This window comes from Glutamicibacter sp. Je.9.36 (assembly GCF_051129975.1).
Lineage (GTDB): Bacteria > Actinomycetota > Actinomycetes > Actinomycetales > Micrococcaceae > Glutamicibacter.
Genome location: NZ_JBCPSN010000006.1, coordinates 76,248 through 95,304, shown reverse-complemented (window position 1 = coordinate 95,304; position 19,057 = coordinate 76,248). Strand labels below are relative to the sequence as shown.

The window sequence follows — 19,057 nt, the reverse complement described above, 5'->3', positions numbered from 1 at the left end:
TGCCTTTCTTGCTCGATGGCTGAATTCTAGTGGCGGTGCTTCTCGTCGCTCGTGGCGACCGGCGCATCCGGGTAGGAGCAGTATTCGGACCAGCTGCCGGGGAAGAGCCCCAGCGGGATCCCGGCACTTGCCGCGGCCAATACCTGGTGCGCCGCGGTGATCCCCGAACCGCAGTAGGCGGCCGATCCCGGCCTGTGGGCACCCAGCGTCACGAAGCTGGAATGCAGCACCTCCGGCGCCCGGAAACGCATCTGCGCGTCGAGGTTGTCAGTGGTGGGACGGTTCAGCGCACCGGGAATATGCCCGGCCACCGGGTCGATGGGCTCCTCGATGCCCAGGTAGCGCGCGGTGGCCCGCGAGTCGATCAGCGTGCCGGGCAAGGTGTCCAGCTCCTCGTACTCCACCACCGGCATCCGGCCCCACGACAGCGAAACGCTGCCCTTGGCGGCCTGCTCGTAGCCCAGCGCCAGTTCTCCGCCGGCGTCCGTCCAGGCCCCGAGCCCGCCGTCGAGCACCTGCACGCGGTCGAATCCGGCATGGCGCAGCAGCCACCAGGCCCGGGCCGCGGCGAGGGCTCCGGAGTTGTCGTACGCCACCACGTGGCTCTGGGCATTGATGCCCCAGCCGCGCGCGGCCTGCTCGAAGTCCGCCGGCAAAGGCAGCGGGTGGCGGCCGGTATGCTCGCCCGGCGCACCGGAAAGCTCTTTTTCCAGGTCAGCGAACACCGCGCCCGGGATATGCCCGGCAGCGTAGCTCTGCGCCCCGTCGTCGCGGCCCAGGACCCACCGCACATCGAGCAGCACCGGTTGGCCCCCGGCGTCCAGGATTTCGCGAAGCTGCGCGGCGTTTATCAAGGGGTTCATTCGTTGGTGCCTCCCAGCAACTCGTCGAGATGATGTTCGATTCCAGGTTCCAAGCGCACATAGCTGCATCCTGCCCGCTGGGCGATCGCGCCGAGCTGGCGATCGAAAAGCCCCAGTCCGTTGGCGTTGAGCAGCCCGTCGTGGATCGGCATCCAGCACTTAGCATCCACGGCCACCGCGAAGTCGGCGGCCTCGGCCATCTTGCCCCACGGGGCCATCACCGGCAGCAGCAGCACATCCGGCTGCGCCCCCACCGGCACCTGGTAGCTGTCGCCCGGGTGGAAGACCTCCAGCTGGCCTACCGCGCGGTCCCCCAGGAGGTAGCCCACGTTGGCAACCACTGCAATGGAATGGTGGATGGTGGCGTGGGTGCCGCCGAAAGTCCGTACGCGAATGCCGCCGACAATGAAGTCGGCCCCGGCTCGCACCGTCACCACCTGGGATTGGGCCGCTGGCGGCAGCTGGTCGCGCATCGCCTGCGCCAGCGCGGCCGGCGCGTAGAGCTCCAGGATGGAATTCGCCTCCAGCGCGGCGGCAATGGCCGGCTGGTCGGCATGGTCAGCATGCTCATGGGTGACCAGCACGGCACTGATGCCGTCGAACGCGTCGTCAAGCTGCGAAAATCCGCCCGGATCCAGCAAGACCTTGCCGTCGATCGTGCTCGCTTCCAAGCAGGAATGGCCCCTAAGTTTGATGCGCATATCCTTAGCGTAGGCTCAGCGCCCCGCCCATGCCAGAGCCAGACACGCATTGCAACGCAAAGTTGGCTAAAATTGAGGGAAACCGCAGGTGATTGGCCCAGTTCGCTGGCACGTCGCCGGTCCGCAACAAACTCAAGGAATGGTGCACGTCGATGTCCCAGCCAGAAACCCGGGTCACCAAGCAGCGCCTGGCCGTCACCGAGGCACTGGGCGAGGTCGATGATTTCGCCACCGCCCAGCAGTTGCATCGCTGGCTGCAGGATTCGGAGAAGAAGGTTTCGCTGGCCACCGTGTACCGCCTGCTGCAGTCCATGGCCGACGATGGCCTAGTCGATGTGCTGCGCAGCGGAGATGGCGAAGCCCGCTTCCGCCAGTGCGTCACCGAGGTCCACCACCATCATCTGGTCTGCCGCGTTTGCTCCAAGACCGTCGAGGTACTAGCCCCTTCCGTCGAGCGCTGGGCCGCTCGGGTTGCCGCGGAGCACGACTTCTCCGATCCCGAGCACACCGTGGAAATCTACGGCCTCTGCGCCGACTGCCGTGCCAAAGCCAAGGCTGGCGCCCCCGCTGCCTCGTAGCCCTTCCGCTGCCTGGACCTGGGTCCAGCGGACTGTTCGGCGCCCCAAGAATTCGGTAATCCCCAGCTGAATTATTCGAAGACATATTCGAACAATGGGCGTATACTAGTACTATGTTCCAAGCAAAGGCGCACGGAAACAGCCTAGCCCGCCCAGCAGATCAGCCGGATTTCGAATCCCACCTGATCCAGCTGCAGAACGACCTGTCATGGTTCCATGACCACGGCGGCAAGGCTGCGTGCGCCCGGGTTATCGAGTCCGTCGAAGGACTGGTCTCATCCTTGCGCTATCAGCAAGCCGGCCTGGCTCACCAGTTGGAGAAGGAAGTCCTGCGCGAGAATGAAGAGCGCGGCACCAACATCGATGACCAGGTCCGCGGAGCGGCCAGCCGCGTTGCCATCGCCCGCAAGCAGACTCAACGCGGTTCCAGGAACTACCTGGCCAATTGCCGCATCCTCTTCGAGGACACCCCGAATATCGCTGCCGCATTTTCCCGTGGTGAATTCACCGAAGCGCAGATCAATGCAATGCTCACCCCGCTGCAGGAAGTCCGGCCATTGCGCCGCAACGAGTTCGATGCGATCTACGGGCAGAATCCAGACATGTTCGAATCCATGGGCCCCAAGCGCATCAAGGAAACGGTCACCAGCTTCACGATCAAGTACGCATCGGATCGGGAAGACAAGAAGCTGAAGGAAGCCAACCAGCAACGCTACGTTCGCTTCCGCACCGATCGGGAAGCAGGGTGCGTCTTCCTCCAGGCCCGTTTGCCTATCGTTGGCGGAACCGGATTGCAGATGACGCTGCGAAACCAGTCATGCAGGATCAAGCGCAAGGGCGATGCCCGCACCCGCACCCAGATCCAGGCCGACCTGCTGGCCCGCTACATGTTCTTCGATGAAAACAATGAGCAGAAGATCAACGTCCAGCTCGGACTGGTCATGACCGATAGAGCACTGTTCATGGGTGATCGCGAACCGGCCTACTTGGAAGGCTACGGCTTCATCCCCGCGCAGACCGCGCGGGAACTCATTGGCGGCCACCAGATTCCCAATGAACTGACCTTCGCGGAAATGGAAGCCGAACTCACCCCCGAGAATATTGAGCGGATCGAAGTGATGACGGAGATAACTCGTCTCTACACCGCTCCCGGGGACCAGGAACTGATCGCGATGGATTCCAAAGCCCGGATCTTCCCGGATAAGCTCAAGAGGTTCATCGGGATTCGCGATCGGCATTGCCGAACGCCCTTCTGCGACGGGCTGGTCGAAGAAACAGACCACGTGCTCCAGTATGCACGTGGCGGCAAGACGACCGTGGCCAATGCCTCGGGCCGTTGCGCGACCTGCAATAAGGCGAAGCAGGCCGACGGCTGGTACGAGTACACCGCTTTCCGCGATCGGCACTCGATGATAATCTGTCCGGGCTCGGCGATGTCCTATCGATCCACCGCGCCACCGGCAACTGGATCCATGCACAAGCCATTCCCGCAACTAATGCGCGACTCGAAATGGTTCGCTGATTTCAAGGAACGGCTCACCAGGCCCGACGGACCAGGAACTACTGAAACCTAGGCAGCGGCGCGCGTTCTGCCGCGCAGCCCCTCACCTTTCTGCAATTTACCGCACGAGGGCCAGCCCCGGACCCGACAGGCCCACCGCGTGCTTGCCTCGGCCTGAAACCAGCATCAGCAGTTCAAGGCGCGGTCCTGCAATCTGCGGGCCGATGCCCAGCCGGAAGCCTTCGTCGTCGCTGCACAGCTGGACCCTGCTCGCTAATTCCTTGGCACCCCCAATACCTTGCGGCGTGGCTGCCTGGTATTTGATTGCTGGCTCCAGGGATTCTGGAGGATAGGCCCGTTTCAGGCCCACAGCACGACGAATGTCTTCCCCATGGGCAATTTCCTCCACCAACCTGCTGGCAAGCGGAACCGGTGGAGTGGCCCGCAAAGCCGCGACCTCGACGAGCCGGCGCAATGTCCCATCGGGAGTTGCGGCCTTCTCGGCGGCCACGCCATTGTCGTTCTGGCGGTCCAAGCTGAATCCGGCCTTGGCCATCCCGGCAAGCAGGCGGAAGAAAGTCGCACGCGCGTTATCTGCCAAATGAGCAGCCACGTCATGGACGCTCCACCCATCGCACAAGGAGGGAACTTCCCACTGATCCGGATCCAAAGTTCCCAGATCATCGATCAGGGCCAGGCGTTCGGCATGCACCAAAAGCCAGATCTCACTGGCTGGAATTTTGCTCATGCTCCAGCTTGGAGGTTCGGCTGCCGGCTAGTCAACCAAGCCCGGAACCAGCGGACGCGTGCTGGCCGAAATGCAGCTCCTAGACTTGGTGGCGGCGAGGGGAACGCACCGCTTCGATTCCACGGCAGACCACATAGATCACGAACGAAATCGTGGTCACATACGGACTGATCGGCAAGGAACCAGCCAGGGCAAGAAGGATGCCGCCCACGACAGCCAGTTCCGCGAACACGATGGAGAGCACGACGGTGATGACCGGATTGGAGCTCACGCGCATGGCGGCTGCGGCGGGCGTGATCAGCAGCGCCAGCACCAGCAAGGCACCGACCACTTGAATCGTCACCGCTACAGCCAGCGCCAGGATCATCATGAAGACGATGGACAGGCCAGCAGTGCGCACGCCCCGGGCATTGGCAACCACCGGGTCCACCGAAGCGAAGGTCAGCGGACGCCAAATAACCAGCAGCGCGATCACTACCACCGCCGAAAGGACCAGCATTCCTGTCAATTGCACGTCATCCACGGCCACGATCTGGCCGGTCAGCAGGCCAAACTTGTTGGCGCTTCGCCCCTCATACAGCGACAGGAACAAGATGCCCAGGCCAAGGCCGAAAGGCATCAGCACGCCGGTGATGGAATTCCGATCCCTGGCCCGGGTTCCGAGAATGCCAAGGATCAGCGCCGCGATCATGGACCCGAACACCGAGCCAGTCACCACGTCGGCGCCGATGAGCAAGGCGAAGGCCGCCCCCGCAAAGGACAGCTCAGCGATGCCGTGCACGGCGAAAGCCATGTCCCGCATCATGATGAAGATGCCGATCAGACCGCCAACCACGCCCAAAACTGCACCGGCAATCAGGGAATTGGTCACCAGCGGAAGCAGCAGTCCGTAATCCTGGAAGTTGAACGCCTTCTCGATGAGATCCGAAAAGTCCATGTCCTGCTCCTACTTTCCGGTCTCTAGATCGATTTCTTCAACGTGGTCGTGCCCATCGGCTGGCAATGCCCGATTGCCATCGCCCGAGACCACCACGATGCGGCCATTGACCCGCAGCACCTCGACCGGAGCACCGTAAAGTTCGGTGAGCACCGCAGACTGCATGACTTCATCCACGCTGCCCAGATGGAAGCGGCCTTCGGCCAGGTACAAGACGCGGTCGACATAGGGCAGGATCGGGTTGATCTCGTGCGTCACGAAGACTACCGCGCTGCCGCGCTCTGCGGCCTGGCGGTGTATCACTTCGCTGATCGCCTGCTGGTGATTGAGGTCCAGGGAGAGCAGCGGCTCGTCGCATAGCAGGACCCGGGGATCACTGGCCAAAGCCTGCGCTGCGCGCAGGCGCTGCTGCTCGCCTCCGGAAAGGTCGGACACCGCACGGTTGGCGTAGGCGGTAGCGCCGACCAGTTCCAGCAGTTCGTCGACCTTGTTGCGCACGGCCCTGCGGGCCACGCGAATTCCGGGCCGGGTTCCATCCAGTCCCAGTGCGACCAGATCGCGAGCGCGCAGGGGAACGTTGTCCCCGAAGGGGCGCTGCTGCGGGATCAACCCTACGGCAGCCGATCCCCGGCGCACGGCCTCCCCTGCAATCGAGACCCTGCCTCGATTAAGCGCGGTGGTGCCGAGCATCGTGTTGATGAAGCTGGTCTTGCCCGAGCCGTTGGGCCCTAGAACTGCAAGGAACTCCCCCGCCGCTATGGATAGGTTGAGTTCATCCCAGAGCACGCGGGAGCCATAGGCAAGGCGCGCGTCTTCAAACCTGACGATGGGGGTTTCTGTCATTGACTGCTTTCTGGATTGCGCTGGCTGAGGATGGGCCGGCAACGAAAAACTGCGGCACCCGCAATGGGCGCCGCAGTCAATCGTATCAGTTGCGAGTCATTCGCAATATGCACTCTGGGGTGAGCTTGAGCTAATTTGCCCTTTTTTCGCTGCGAGGCGGGTTGACGCGTTTTCGCGTGGTATCGGTGATTTCACCGACCAGCACCTCGATCACGTCCTCCAGGAAGAGCACGCCGAGCGTTGCCCCCGACTCGTCGACAACCGCCGAAAGGTGGTTGCCTTCCTGCCGCATCGCTTCCAGGGCGGCCTCGATTTCGGTGTCCTGCTCCAACCGGCCCAGCGGGTGCAATGGCAAATCAAGCAGTGGCTGCGTGGAGTGGGCATCATCGATGAGCATCACGTCCTTCACATGCCAGTAGCCCACCGGAACCTCGTTCTTGGTGATCACCATGCGCGAGAAACCGGTCTTGCCGACCTTCTTCTCGAAGGCGCGCGCGGTGGTCTGCCCGTATTCCAAGGTGAACAGGTCATCCAGCGGAACCATGCAGCTGCGCGCGGTAACCGAGGAGAATTCCAGCGCTTTGGTCAAGCGTGCGGCATCGTCCTCATCCAGCGCGCCTTCCTCGGATGAAGCATCGATGATCGATCGGACTTCAGCGGCGGTATACGAGCTGGCCACCTCGTCCTTCGGTTCGATACCGAAGGCGTGCAGCACCAGGTTCGCCACGCCATTGAGCGACGCCGTAATCGGCTTGAGCACCTTGGACAGGCCGACCAGTGGCATGGCCAGCAGCAGCACGGCCTTGTCCGCAACGGAAACCGAAATGTTCTTCGGCACCATTTCGCCGAAGGTCACGTGCAGGAAGGTCACCACGATCAAGGCAATCAGGAACGCTACGGTGTCCGCAGCTGATTCGGCCATGCCGATCATGGTCAGCGGTTCGGCCAGCAGGTGGTGGATCGCCGGCTCCGAAATATTCAGGATCAGCAGCGAGCAAACGGTAATGCCCAACTGGCACACCGCGAGCATGATCGAAACATGCTCCATGGCGTACAGCGCGATCTTTGCCCGCTTATTGCCCTCGTCGGCTAAGGGTTCAATCTGCGAACGACGCGCACTCATCACCGCGAATTCGCCGGCAACGAAGAAGGCATTGCCAGCCAGCAGCACAATCAGCCAGACCAGGCCCATGAAGTCATTCATTGCCATCCTCCTGCACTGCTGGTTCGAAACGAACCTGCGAGATGCGGCGGCCATCGAGCTCGGTCACCGTGAAGGCGCCATGCTCGGTGGCGACGCGGTCATTGAGTTCAGCCAAGCGGCCCAGTTCGGCGAGCATGAAGCCGCCGATGGTTTCGTAGGTCGACTCTTCCGGGATGACGTCCGTATCGAAGTTCTCGTTGATCTGGTCCGGGCGGTACATGCCCGGGAACAGCCAGTTGCCGTCGGGCTGGGTGACCGCTTCTTCCTCGTCCTCGTCGTGCTCATCGGAAACTTCGCCGACGATTTCTTCGACCAGGTCTTCAAGGGTCACCAGTCCAGCGGTTCCACCGTATTCGTCCATCACGATCGCGACCTGGAATTCGGCGGCGCGCAACTGCTCAAGCAGCACATCCAGGTGAATGGTTTCCGGAACGTACAGCGCGTCGCGGGCGAACTCGCCCACCTGCAGCGCTGCGCGGCGTTCACGGGGCACCGAGACAATTGCCTTGACGTGGCAGATGCCCTGGATTTCATCGGTGGATCCGGTGGTGACCGGGAAACGCGAGAAGCCGGTGTCCGCGCTGACCTCGATCAGCTCGGAAAGGGCCGCCTCGGAATCGATGGTGGACATCGAGGTTCGCGGGGTCATCACGTCGGCGGCGGTGCGCTCGGAGAATTCAATGGTGGATTCCACGAAGCGAGCGGTCTGCACATCCAAGGTGCCCAGCTGAGCCGAACGGCGGACCAGCGATGCCAGTTCCTGCGAGGAGCGGGCCGCGGAGATTTCTTCCTTGGCTTCGAGTCCGAAGAACTTGCGCAGTACCGCATTCGAGAAGCCGTTGAGCACGATGATGGCCGGCTTGAAGACTGCGGTGAAAACCAGCTGCGGGCGGGCCAGCAGCTTGCCAACCTTCATCGCCTGGGCAATTGCCATGTTCTTCGGGACCAGTTCGCCGATCAGCATCGAAAGCAAGGTGGCAACGACCATCGAGATCACCACGGCAATGGCCAGCGAACTTGCGGCCGGAATGCCGAATTGTTCCATCAACGGCTCGAGCAGCGCGCTCATTGCGGGTTCAAGCACGTAGCCGGTCAGCAGCGTGGTCAGCGTAATGCCCAGCTGGCAGCTGGACAGCTGGGTAGAAAGGGAGGTGAGGCACTGCAGCAGCGGCTTGGCGCCACGCTCGCCGTCATTAACGGCACGCTGCACGGTGCTTTTATCCAGGGCAACCAGGGAGAATTCCACGGCCACGAAGAAGCCGGTGCCGAGAATCAGCAGCAGGCCGAAAAGTATTGAGAGCCATTCCATAGGCGTTTACCGCCGCCTATTCACTGGCGTGCGAAGTTCAGTTCCAGTGCCGACAGGGCGGCAACTAGAAGGCTCCAAAAGGGAGGCGGAACTTCCTGAACATGGACTGTTGTGGCCGGCACTGCGCCCTTGGGCGGCACACCGGCTTGGAGAGTGGGATTCCATAGTGCGAATTAGTCTATCGAACGAAGGGCCATTGCGCACCACTTCGACACATGCTCGCCCAGCGGTGCTTTGGATACGCTGAACGGCATGTTAGGCGCAACACTTTCGTGACATTACATACGTGCCGTGGCCAAGTGGGCGGAAAAGTCACTAGACTGGTGCGCAGGTCTAGAAATCTTGTGGGCCGCAGTGGTCGTATCACGTCCTCGAAAGACCACCGGCTCAAGCTAGAACAACGTAGAAATCAGGGAAGAGGCGTTGCACGTGCCAGAGCAAGCACACCACCGACTTACTGAAGAGTTTGGTGGAAACGAGTGGCTAGTTGACGAGCTGTTCGAACAGTATCTCGTCGACAAGAACTCGGTAGATAAGAAATGGTGGGATATTTTCGAATCTCTCGCCGCCGAAAAGAAGGCACCAGCAGCACCGGCAGCGCAGCCGGCGCCAGCAGCGGCAGCACCTGCCGCTGGGTCTGCAGCCAACGGGCAGGGCGCGCCACGCGCCGCAGCCCAGGCCCGTGCCTCCGAACCAGCACCGGCTGCCAAGGCAGCACCAGCTCCGGCCGCTGAAGCCAAGAAGGCCGAGCCAGCACCGAAGACTGCGCCGATCCCGGCACAGGCTCCGAAGGCTACGCCGTCCACCGAACTTTTCGGTGAGGAAAAGCGCACCCCGCTGCGTGGACCAATGAAGGCCATCGCAACCAACATGGATGCCTCCCTCACCGTGCCTACCGCCACCACCGTGCGTGCCGTACCGGCCAAGGTGATGATCGACAACCGCATTGTCATCAACAACCACCTCAAGCGCGCTCGCGGCGGCAAGATCTCCTTCACACACCTGATCGGCTTCGCCGTGATCCGTGCGCTGAAGCAGATCCCGTCGATGAACGTCACCTACGACGTGATCGACAAGAAGCCAACTGCGATCCAGCCAGCCCACGTGAACTTCGGCATCGCGATCGACATGCCGAAGCCGGATGGCACCCGCATGCTGGCCGTGCCGAACATCAAGGCTGCCGAGACCCTGAGCTTCAACGAGTTCTGGGCCACCTACGAAGACCTGATCAAGCGCGCCCGCGGCAACAAGCTGACCGCTGACGACTACGCAGGCACCACCGTTTCGCTGACCAACCCAGGCGGCATCGGCACCGTTCACTCGGTTCCACGCCTGTCCAAGGGCCAGGCCGCGATCATCGGCGTTGGCGCACTGGAATACCCGGCAGAGTACCGCGGCTCCTCGGAGAAGACCGTGGCCGCCCTGGGTATCGGCAAGCACATCACCCTGACCTCCACCTACGACCACCGCGTCATCCAGGGTGCAGGTTCGGGCGAATTCCTGAAGCTGGTCGAGTCGCTGCTGCTGGGCGAGCAGGGTTTCTACGACGAGATCTTCGAGCAGCTGCGCATCCCTTACGAGCCGGTTCGCTGGGCCGTTGACAACCAGGTCGACATCGACCTGCAGGTCAACAAGGTTGCCCGCATCCAGCACCTGATCAACTCCTACCGCGTGCGCGGCCACCTGATGGCCGATACCAACCCGCTGGAATACGTCCAGCGCAAGCACCCGGACCTGGACATCAATTCCTACGGCCTGACCCTGTGGGATCTGGACCGCGAATGGCTGGCCGGCGGCCTGGGCGGCAAGGACCGCGGCCTGCTGCGCGACATCCTCGGCGTGCTGCGCGATGCCTACTGCCGCACCATCGGCACCGAGTACATGCACCTGCAGAACCCCGAAGAGCGCGAATGGTTCCAGGCCAAGCTGGAATCCGGCTACGCCAAGCCAAGCCGCGAAGAGCAGCTGCGCATCCTGTCGAAGCTGAACTCCGCCGAGGCTTTCGAGACCTTCCTGCAGACCAAGTTCGTCGGCCAGAAGCGCTTCTCGCTGGAAGGCGGCGAATCGCTGATTCCACTGCTGGATGCGATCATCTCCGACGCAGCCGACGAGCAGCTGGACGAGGTCGCGATCGGCATGGCCCACCGCGGCCGCCTGAACGTGCTGACCAATATCGCCGGCAAGACCTACGCACAGGTCTTCCGCGAATTCGAAGGCACCGCAACCCCGGGCTCGGTCCAGGGTTCGGGCGATGTGAAGTACCACCTGGGCACCGAGGGTTCGTACACCTCGGATGCGGGCAACCAGACCAAGATCTACCTGGCTGCCAACCCATCGCACCTGGAAGCAGTCGATCCAGTGCTCGAGGGCATCACCCGCGCCAAGCTGGACCGCCTGAACCAGAAGAACACCGTGCTGCCGATCCTGGTCCACGGCGATGCCGCATTCGCCGGCCAGGGCGTGGTCTCCGAGGTACTGGCCATGAGCCAGCTGCCCGGCTACAAGACCGGCGGCACCGTCCACGTGATCGTGAACAACCAGATCGGCTTCACCACCGCGCCGAGCTCCTCGCGCTCCTCGGTGTACGCAACCGACGTTGCACGCACCGTGCAGGCTCCGATCTTCCACGTCAACGGGGATGACCCGGAGGCAGTGGTGCACGTGGGCCAGCTGGCCTTCGAGTACCGCCAGAAGTTCGGCAAGGACGTCGTCATCGACCTGGTGTGCTACCGCCGCCGCGGCCACAACGAGGGCGATGACCCTTCGATGACCCAGCCGATCATGTACAACCTGATCGAAGCCAAGCGCTCGACCCGCAAGCTGTACACCGAGGCCCTGGTAGGCCGCGGCGACATCACGCAGGAAGAAGCCGAGAACGTGCTGGCCGAGTACAAGGAGAACCTGGAGCGCATCTTCGCCGAGACGCATGCCGCCCAGACTTCGCCGATCCCGATCATCACCCCGGGCTCGACCATCAACGACCTGGAGAAGCCCTTCGCCCAGGCTGCCGACGAGAACACCGTCGACGGCGCACGCGGCTCGGCCATCACCGCCCAGACGCTGGCGAAGATTGGTGCCGCCCACCTGGATATCCCGGCCGGCTTCACCATGCATACCAAGCTGAAGTCGCTGCTCGAGCGCCGCGAGAAGATGTCCCGCGAAGGCGGCATCGACTGGGGCTTCGCAGAACTGGCAGCCCTGGGCACCTTGACCATGGAAGGCGTGCCGGTCCGCCTGGCAGGCCAGGACTCGCGCCGCGGCACCTTCGTGCAGCGCCACGCAGTCTTCCACGACCGCGAGAACGACACCGAGTGGTACCCGCTGCACCACCTGGCCGAAGACCAGGCACCGCTGTGGATCTACGACTCCCTGCTCTCCGAATACGCCGCGCTCGGCTTCGAGTACGGCTACTCGGTAGAACGCCCGGATGCACTGGTCATGTGGGAAGCGCAGTTCGGCGACTTCGTCAATGGCGCGCAGACCGTGATCGACGAGTTCATCTCCTCCGCAGAGCAGAAGTGGTCGCAGTCCTCCTCGCTGGTCATGCTGCTGCCGCACGGCTACGAAGGCCAGGGCCCGGACCACTCCTCGGCCCGCATCGAGCGCTTCTTGCAGCTGTGCGCCGAGAACAACATGGTCGTTGCCCAGCCTTCCACCGGTGCAAACCACTTCCACCTGCTGCGCCGCCAGGCCTACGCCCGTCCGCGCAAGCCGCTGATCGTCTTCACCCCGAAGCAGCTGCTTCGCCTGAAGGCCGCGGCCAGCTCGGTAGAGGACTTCACCACCGGAGGCTTCCGCGAGGTCATCGGCGATGCGTCGATCACCGATGCGAACGCCGTGGACAAGGTGCTGCTGTGCTCGGGCCGCGTCTACTACGATCTGCTGGCCGCTCGCACCAAGGCGAACGACACCAAGACCGCACTGGTACGCGTCGAGCAGCTCTACCCGGCTCCGGCCGAGCAGATCGCTGCCGAACTGGCCAAGTACCCGAACGCCGAGGTGGCTTGGGTCCAGGACGAGCCTGCGAACCAGGGTCCATGGCCGTTCTTCGGCTTGTACGTTGCACCGGCACTGGAGCAGAAGATCACCTTGATCTCCCGCCCGGCATCGGCTGCGACCTCCGCTGGCAATGCAAAGCGCCACGACGCAGAAAACGCAGTGCTGATCCAGCAGGCTTTCGCCCGCTAGACCGCATCGCCTGAACGCTGCTGGCCAACTGTTGCCGGCGAACTATCCGGGGGTTCCACCTCGGAGGTTCGCCGGCAACAGCGCTTTAACCCCGGTGCTGGTTTTTCGCAGGGAATTGTGGGGTTTAACCAATGACCGCCTCCCCCGATGCCAGCGTTCCGACTGCTAAGGTGGGGAGCGATTCATCATTTTTGAGCCAACGAAAGGTCGCCCAGTTGGAGTTACGCACAATCCGAATTACCGCAATCGGAGATGAGCTACTGGCCGGACATGGCGACCCGCGGGGCCTGGGCTGGTTCGGCCGCGTCATGGCCCGCACCCAGGATCCGGCCCTGCGCCTGCAGTCCTTCGTCCTGGCTTCCCCGGCCGAGGGATCCGAAGCGCTGGCCGAACGCTGGCTGGGGGAAGCCTCCCGCCGATTCAGCGACCAATACGAAAACCGCCTGGTCATCGCGCTCTCGGACCGCGACGTCGATCTGGATGTCACCACCGCGCGCAGCCGGCTGAACCTGGCCAACATCCTGGATTCGGCTTCGCAGATGAACATCAAGGCCTTGCTGGTCGGCCCGGCCCCGGGCCTGGATGATGCGCGCAACCAGCGCGTGGCAGAACTGAACCGCGTCTACTCGGATGTGGCGCTGCGCCGCAACCACCACTACGTCGACACCTTCACGCCCCTGCGTTCCCATGCCCAGTGGCGTGCCGATCTGAACGCTTCCGGCGGGGTGCCCGGCCAGGCAGGCTACGGGCTGATGGCCTGGCTGGTGCTGCACCGCGGCTGGTATTCCTGGCTGGAGTTGCCTGAGCCAGGCGAGGGCTAGGGACCGCCGGTCCGTTAGGAAAATCGGCCGGAAGTGTGAAAGACTATGAGCCGGCCCGAATTTTCGGGAAGCAATATTGTTCCCTCTAAGGAGTCACCATGTCGAAGCGCGCTCGTAAGCGTCGCGATCGCAAGCGTGGCGGTGCCAACCACGGCAAGCGCCCAAACAGCTAAGCGAAGCGAACAAAAAAAGAACCCCGTACCCTTCGAGATCAACTCGGAAGATACGGGGTTTCTCTTTGCCGTGCTAGTGGCCTGATTCCACGCGGATCTGCGAGATTCGCGCGATGATGCTGGCCTTCAAGGTCTGCGGGGCATGCTCCTGGCAGCTGCGGCGCACCACCGAGCGGATGATGCACTCCAGATCGTACTGCTCGGTGCATTCCGGGCAGCCATCCAGGTGGGACTTGACCTCCTTGAGGTCATCGAGCGTCAGCGCTCCGTCGAGGTACTCGTAGATGCGGACGATGCGGTCATCGGCGCAATCACCCATTGAATTGCAATCCATCTTATTTCGCTCCTCGGTCAGCCTTGGCGGCACTCTTGCTCTGGGTGCCGGTGGCGATCCCACGATCTGCTGCGTAATCGGCCAGCAGTTCCCTCAAGTTCTTGCGTCCGCGATGCAACCGGGACATCACGGTGCCGATCGGCACGCCCAGGATCTCGCTGGCTTCCTTGTAGCTGAAGCCCTCGACATCCACGAAGTAGACGGCCATGCGGAAATCCTCGCCGATCGACTGCAGCGCGGCTTTCACATCCGAATCCGGAAGGTGGTCCAGCGCCTCGGCCTCGGCCGAGCGCAAGCCGGTCGGCGAATGCTCCATGGCCTGGGCCATCTGCCAATCCTCGACCGTATCGGTGGAAGTGCGCAGCGGCTCGCGCTGGCGCTTGCGGTACAAATTGATGTACGTGTTGGTCAGGATGCGGTACAGCCAGGCCTTCAGGTTGGTGCCCGGCTTGTACTGGTGGAAGGCGGAATAGGCCTTGGTGTAGGCCTCCTGCACCAGATCCTCGGCATCCGACGGGTTGCGCGCCATGCGCAGGGCAGCCGAATAGAGCTGGTCCACGTATTGCATCGCGTCACGCTCGAAGCGTTCGCGGCGCTGCTGCTCGGACTCGGAGGCCGCATCGGGCAAATTCTCGTCCACACTCTTGTTGTTCATCACTGCCGAGTCTACGCGTTCGAACGGCTTTATGCGCGTGCCAGCGCGGGCCCGGGCCGGCCGCGGTTGCTCGGCGACGGCGCAAGCGGTGCCGCCGGCGTTTGAAGTGTCCTGTCGTATCGTCACAGTAGGTATAACCAGCGGAGCTAAAGCCTTATTCCCGCACCGATCTCGGCTAGAATTAGGCAGTGGGCGCACAGTACTTGCGGTACTGCCAGCGGCCCCGAATTGAAGCCTCGAGCCTAAGGATCTACCAATCAGCACTGCAAGCGCCCCCGGGAGCCCCCTCGATCAGCTGCACGACGCAGAAAAGAACTGGTGGGCAGCGCCCTATGCCGCCACCGGACTGGATGCAACCGTCCCGGTGCCAGCTTCGAAGTCGCTGACCAACCGGTATCTGATCCTTGCGGCCCTGGCCTCCTCGCCATCCACGATCCACAACACGCTGATCAGCCGCGACACCGAGCTGATGCTCAGCGCCCTGGCCGGATTCGGGGTCGGGATCAAGCGCACCGAGCAGGCCGACGGCTCCACCACCGTGGACATCACCCCGGGCCAGCTGGCCGCCGGACCGCTGGCGATCGACTGCGGCTTGGCCGGCACGGTGATGCGCTTCGTTCCCCCATTGGCTGCCGTCGCCGGCGCCAAGGTGGCCTTCGACGGCGACGCCGCGGCCCGCGTGCGGCCCATGGCCCCGGTACTGGACGCGCTGGCAGCCCTGGGCGCCCGCATCGACTACGCCGGAACCACCGGCATGCTGCCCTTCACCATTGACGCCAGCGAGCTGAAGCAGGATGCCGAAGTGGTCATCGACGCGTCGGGCAGCTCCCAGTTCATCTCCGCGCTGCTGCTGGTTGGCCAGGCACTGCCCGGCGGGCTGAAGCTGCGCGCCGCGCCGGGGCCTATCGCTTCCCCGGACCACATCGCGATGACCGTCCAGACCCTGCGCGATTTGGGCGTAGAGGTAAGCGTCGATGCCGACGCGCGCGGCTGGAGCATCGCCCCGGGCCAGCTGGCGGGCTTCACCGTCACCGTGGAACCGGACCTGTCCAACGCCGGGCCGTTCCTGGCCGCCGCGCTGGCGAGCCACGGCACCGTGCGCGTGCCCTTCTGGCCTGCCCGGACCACCCAGGTCGGCGGCAAGTGGGTAGAAATACTGGCCGCGATGGGAGCGGAAGTCAGCCACGGCGGCGATGGCGTGCTCACCGTGCGCGGAACCGGAGTCATCCGCGGCATCGACTACGCCGATGCCTCCGAGCTGGCCCCTACCCTGGCAGCACTGTGCGTGCTGGCCGATTCGCCGAGCAAGCTGACCGGCATCGGGCACCTGCGCGGCCATGAAACCGATCGTCTGGCCGCGCTGGAAACCGAATTGTCCAAGGTGGGCGCCAGAATCACCGCCACCGCGGACGCCCTGGAAATCGTTCCCGGAACCCTGCAGGCAGCGGATATCGATTCCTACGAGGACCACCGCATGGCGACCGCCGGTGCCCTGCTGGGCCTGGCCATCGACGGGGTGCGCGTGGAAAACATCGCCACCACCGCCAAGACCATGCCGGATTTCCCGCAGCTATGGTCCCGCATGGCGGCTACCGCAAAGGGCCAGGGCTAATGCGCTACTCCGACTACGACGAATCCTCGGTCCGCGTCCGCCCCAACAAGAAGGGCAGCCGTCCGCGCACCAAGGACCGCCCGGCCTACGAACAGGCGGTCATCGGCCGCATCATCACCGTGGACCGCGGCCGCTACACTGCAATCCTGGATGAGGACACCGCCACGGAGCGCATCGTCATCGCCGCCCGGGCCCGCGAGCTGCGCCGCCAGGCGATCGTGCCCGGGGACCTGGTGGGACTGGTGGGCGACACCTCCGGAAAGCCCGATACCCTGGCCCGGCTGATCCGCATCGAAGAGCGCACCACGCTGCTGCGCCGCAGCGCCGACGACACCGACGCCACCGAGCGCGTGGTCGTGGCCAATGTGGACAAGCTGGTCATCGTCGTGGCCGCCGCGAATCCCGAGCCGCGCACCGGCTTCGTGGACCGCGCGCTGGTCGCCGCCTTCGACGCCGGCATCCAGCCGGTGCTGTGCGTGACCAAAGCGGATGTGAAGGATCCGGCCGACTTCCTCAAGCACTACGAGGGACTGGAGTTCCCCGTGGTCATCTCCCGTACCACCACTGCCGACGCCTCCGGTGTGGACGCGCGCGGCGCCGACGGTTCCAGCGCCCGGCTGGATGCCGGCGCGCTGGCCGAATTCGAAGAGATCCTCTCCGGCTGCGTCTCGGTAGTGCTGGGCCACTCCGGAGTAGGCAAGTCCACCCTGGTCAACGCCCTGACCGGTTCGACCCGCGCCACCGGGCACGTCAACGCGGTCACCGGCCGCGGACGCCATACCTCTTCCAACGCCCTGGCCCTGCGCCTGGGCGAAACCCCTGGATCCTGGCTGATCGACACCCCTGGCATCCGTTCTTTCGGGCTGGGACTGGTGGACCGGGACAATATCCTGGCCGCCTTCGAGGACCTGGCAGAAATCGCCACCGGCTGCCCGCGCGGTTGCACCCATGCCGCCGGCGAGGCGGGCTGCGCGCTGGAAGCCTGGGCCGAAAATGCCGAAGGCACCCAGGCCGCAGACCGGTTGGCCTCCTACCGCCGGCTGGTCACCACCGAGGAAACCACGCACGAAAAGGAGCTCGGCGCGCTCTAGGCGCCCGCAACACCATGGCTGAATACACCCTGCAGCAAGATCTCGACTTCGCCCTGGCCCTGGCCGGGAAGGTCGACGCCTTCACCCTGGCCCGCTACGGCGCCAACGACCTGGTGGTCGAATCCAAGCCGGACATGACCCCGGTCTCCGACGCCGACCGCGGCGCCGAGCAGCTGATCCTGGCCGAACTGGCCGCCCACCGTCCCGATGATTCGGTGCTCGGCGAAGAATTCGGCGTGCACGGCACCGGCTCCCGGCGCTGGGTCATCGACCCGATCGACGGCACCAAGAACTTCGTGCGCCGCGTACCCGTCTGGGCCACGCTGATCGCGCTGGAGATCGACGGCGAACCGGTGCTGGGAGTCATCTCCGCCCCGGCCATGACCCGCCGCTGGCACGCCGCGAGCGGCCTGGGCGCGTTCGTCACCGAACCGGGTGCCACGGCCGGTACCACCGCCACCCGCCAGATCAAGGTCTCCTCGGTGAGCGAGCTGTCTGACTCCTCACTGGCCTACGCCTCGCTGAACGGCTGGAAGGAGGCCGGCAAGCTCGAGGGCTTCCTGGAACTGCTGGATACCGCGTGGCGCACCCGCGGCTACGGGGATTTCCTGTCCTACGCGCTGCTGGCCGAAGGCGCGGTCGACGCGGCCTTCGAACCCGAACTGGAGCTCTACGACATGGCCGCCCTGGTGCCGGTGGTACGCGAAGCCGGGGGCCGCTTCACCTCGGTGGCCGGGGAAGAGGGCTGCCATGGCGGCAACGCCCTGGCCACCAACGGCAAGCTGCACGAGGCGATCCTTCCCTACCTGAACCGCAGCTAGGCAGCGCGAGGACGATGGCAACTGCACGACGCGGGCCGGCCGGGCTGACCACCAGCGAAGAGGACTACCTCAAGGCGGTGTACCTGCTCACCGAATGGGAAGACACCGAAGTGGGCACCGGCGCCCTGGCCGACCAGCTGGGCTTGTCCCCTGCCTCGGCCACCGCCATGGTGCAGAAGCTCGCAGCCAAGCACCTGGTCCATCACGTGCCGCGCGGAGCCATTACGCTCAGCGGCACCGGCCGGCGCGAGGCCTTGCGCATGGTGCGCCGCCACCGCCTGCTGGAAACCTTCCTGCGCGATGAGCTGGGCTATGGCTGGGATGAGGTGCATAACGAGGCCGAGGCGCTGGAGCACACCGTCACCGACCGCTTCATCAACGCCCTGGAAGCCCGGCTGGGCCACCCGCGCCACGATCCGCATGGCGACGCGATTCCCAGCGCGGAAGGGGAACTGCCGGTCTCCGGGGCGATCCGGCTTGACCGCTTCTCCGGTGCCCGGGCCGTCATCGACCGGATCAGCGATGAAGACCCCCAGTTCCTGCGTCGTGCCGCCGCCCAGGGGCTGGTTCCCGGGGCGGTCATCGAATTGCCGCATCAGCTGGATTTCATTGAGGCTTCGCTGATCTGGGTGCGCAAAGCCTAGCGGCGTGCCGGCTGTGCAAGAATGAAAAGCAGCG

At 64.0% G+C, this 19,057-nt stretch carries 18 protein-coding genes; 9 read left to right on the top strand and 9 right to left on the bottom strand.

The features are described from left to right. Positions 1-26 precede the first annotated feature (26 nt). Together AAZQ98_RS14775 and AAZQ98_RS14770 are read right to left on the bottom strand one after the other, a co-directional pair. Positions 27-863 (bottom strand): sulfurtransferase, encoded by an 837-nt coding sequence (locus AAZQ98_RS14775; RefSeq protein WP_434693338.1) that lies wholly within the window; start codon positions 861-863, stop codon positions 27-29. Next, complete coding sequence (locus AAZQ98_RS14770) at positions 860-1,564, bottom strand: MBL fold metallo-hydrolase (protein ID WP_434693335.1); 705 nt, start codon at positions 1,562-1,564, stop codon at positions 860-862. The genes AAZQ98_RS14775 and AAZQ98_RS14770 overlap by 4 nt, the downstream gene beginning before the upstream one ends. Positions 1,565-1,716: 152 nt before the next feature. Between AAZQ98_RS14770 and AAZQ98_RS14765 the strand changes: the two genes are divergently transcribed. Both AAZQ98_RS14765 and AAZQ98_RS14760 read left to right on the top strand, forming a co-directional pair. Further along, positions 1,717-2,142 carry a Fur family transcriptional regulator gene (locus tag AAZQ98_RS14765; RefSeq protein WP_105658386.1) on the top strand — a complete coding sequence of 142 codons (426 nt, stop codon included), beginning with the start codon at positions 1,717-1,719 and terminating at the stop codon, positions 2,140-2,142. Positions 2,143-2,255: 113 nt separating this feature from the next. Further along, a complete protein-coding gene (locus AAZQ98_RS14760) occupies positions 2,256-3,716 on the top strand; it encodes an HNH endonuclease (protein ID WP_434693333.1) in 1,461 nt (486 codons plus the stop codon). A 45-nt stretch (positions 3,717-3,761) separates the two neighbouring features. Here the strand turns inward: AAZQ98_RS14760 and AAZQ98_RS14755 are convergent, their stop codons facing one another. The 5 genes from AAZQ98_RS14755 to AAZQ98_RS14735 all read right to left on the bottom strand — a co-directional run bounded on the left by AAZQ98_RS14755 (position 3,762) and on the right by AAZQ98_RS14735 (position 8,684). Beyond that, positions 3,762-4,391, bottom strand: a complete 630-nt coding sequence (locus tag AAZQ98_RS14755) for a maleylpyruvate isomerase family mycothiol-dependent enzyme (RefSeq protein ID WP_434693331.1) — start codon at positions 4,389-4,391, stop codon at positions 3,762-3,764. Positions 4,392-4,470: 79 nt separating this feature from the next. Next, positions 4,471-5,328: a metal ABC transporter permease gene (locus AAZQ98_RS14750; RefSeq protein ID WP_105658383.1), complete on the bottom strand. Its 858-nt coding sequence runs from the start codon at positions 5,326-5,328 to the stop codon at positions 4,471-4,473. 9 nt (positions 5,329-5,337) lie between these two features. After that, positions 5,338-6,171 (bottom strand): metal ABC transporter ATP-binding protein, encoded by an 834-nt coding sequence (locus AAZQ98_RS14745; protein WP_105662569.1) that lies wholly within the window; start codon positions 6,169-6,171, stop codon positions 5,338-5,340. A gap of 130 nt (positions 6,172-6,301) precedes the next feature. After that, positions 6,302-7,375 carry a hemolysin family protein gene (locus AAZQ98_RS14740; protein ID WP_332594812.1) on the bottom strand — a complete coding sequence of 358 codons (1,074 nt, stop codon included), beginning with the start codon at positions 7,373-7,375 and terminating at the stop codon, positions 6,302-6,304. Then, positions 7,368-8,684 (bottom strand): hemolysin family protein, encoded by a 1,317-nt coding sequence (locus tag AAZQ98_RS14735; protein ID WP_434693328.1) that lies wholly within the window; start codon positions 8,682-8,684, stop codon positions 7,368-7,370. Before AAZQ98_RS14735 ends, AAZQ98_RS14740 begins: the two co-directional genes overlap by 8 nt. 429 nt (positions 8,685-9,113) lie before the next feature. Between AAZQ98_RS14735 and AAZQ98_RS14730 the strand changes: the two genes are divergently transcribed. The 3 genes from AAZQ98_RS14730 (at position 9,114) to AAZQ98_RS14720 (ending at position 13,866) form a co-directional block, all read left to right on the top strand. Further along, positions 9,114-12,872, top strand: coding sequence for a multifunctional oxoglutarate decarboxylase/oxoglutarate dehydrogenase thiamine pyrophosphate-binding subunit/dihydrolipoyllysine-residue succinyltransferase subunit (locus tag AAZQ98_RS14730; RefSeq protein WP_434693326.1), 3,759 nt, complete (start codon positions 9,114-9,116; stop codon positions 12,870-12,872). 215 nt (positions 12,873-13,087) lie between these two features. Further along, complete coding sequence (locus AAZQ98_RS14725; RefSeq protein WP_105662568.1) at positions 13,088-13,693, top strand: GDSL-type esterase/lipase family protein; 606 nt, start codon at positions 13,088-13,090, stop codon at positions 13,691-13,693. Between the two features lie 98 nt (positions 13,694-13,791). Further along, positions 13,792-13,866: a 50S ribosomal protein bL37 gene (locus AAZQ98_RS14720; protein ID WP_369299107.1), complete on the top strand. Its 75-nt coding sequence runs from the start codon at positions 13,792-13,794 to the stop codon at positions 13,864-13,866. A 73-nt stretch (positions 13,867-13,939) separates the two neighbouring features. Here AAZQ98_RS14720 and rsrA read toward each other — a convergent pair whose 3' ends face one another. After that, complete coding sequence (rsrA, locus tag AAZQ98_RS14715) at positions 13,940-14,200, bottom strand: mycothiol system anti-sigma-R factor (RefSeq protein ID WP_105658379.1); 261 nt, start codon at positions 14,198-14,200, stop codon at positions 13,940-13,942. A 1-nt stretch (position 14,201) separates the two neighbouring features. Continuing rightward, entirely contained in the window at positions 14,202-14,855 is a 654-nt protein-coding gene (locus AAZQ98_RS14710) for a sigma-70 family RNA polymerase sigma factor (protein WP_434693323.1), read from the bottom strand. Positions 14,856-15,150: 295 nt separating this feature from the next. On the opposite strand from AAZQ98_RS14710, the gene aroA reads away from it, so the two are divergent. Genes aroA through AAZQ98_RS14690 form a run of 4 tightly spaced genes read left to right on the top strand, consistent with a single transcriptional unit; the run spans position 15,151 to position 19,023 of the window. Then, positions 15,151-16,467, top strand: coding sequence for a 3-phosphoshikimate 1-carboxyvinyltransferase (aroA, locus tag AAZQ98_RS14705; RefSeq protein WP_434693582.1), 1,317 nt, complete (start codon positions 15,151-15,153; stop codon positions 16,465-16,467). Further along, complete coding sequence (gene rsgA, locus AAZQ98_RS14700; RefSeq protein ID WP_434693320.1) at positions 16,467-17,558, top strand: ribosome small subunit-dependent GTPase A; 1,092 nt, start codon at positions 16,467-16,469, stop codon at positions 17,556-17,558. The genes aroA and rsgA overlap by 1 nt, the downstream gene beginning before the upstream one ends. Positions 17,559-17,572: 14 nt before the next feature. Continuing rightward, positions 17,573-18,379: an inositol monophosphatase family protein gene (locus tag AAZQ98_RS14695; RefSeq protein ID WP_434693318.1), complete on the top strand. Its 807-nt coding sequence runs from the start codon at positions 17,573-17,575 to the stop codon at positions 18,377-18,379. A gap of 14 nt (positions 18,380-18,393) precedes the next feature. Beyond that, positions 18,394-19,023, top strand: coding sequence for a metal-dependent transcriptional regulator (locus tag AAZQ98_RS14690; RefSeq protein ID WP_434693316.1), 630 nt, complete (start codon positions 18,394-18,396; stop codon positions 19,021-19,023). Positions 19,024-19,057: the final 34 nt, after the last annotated feature.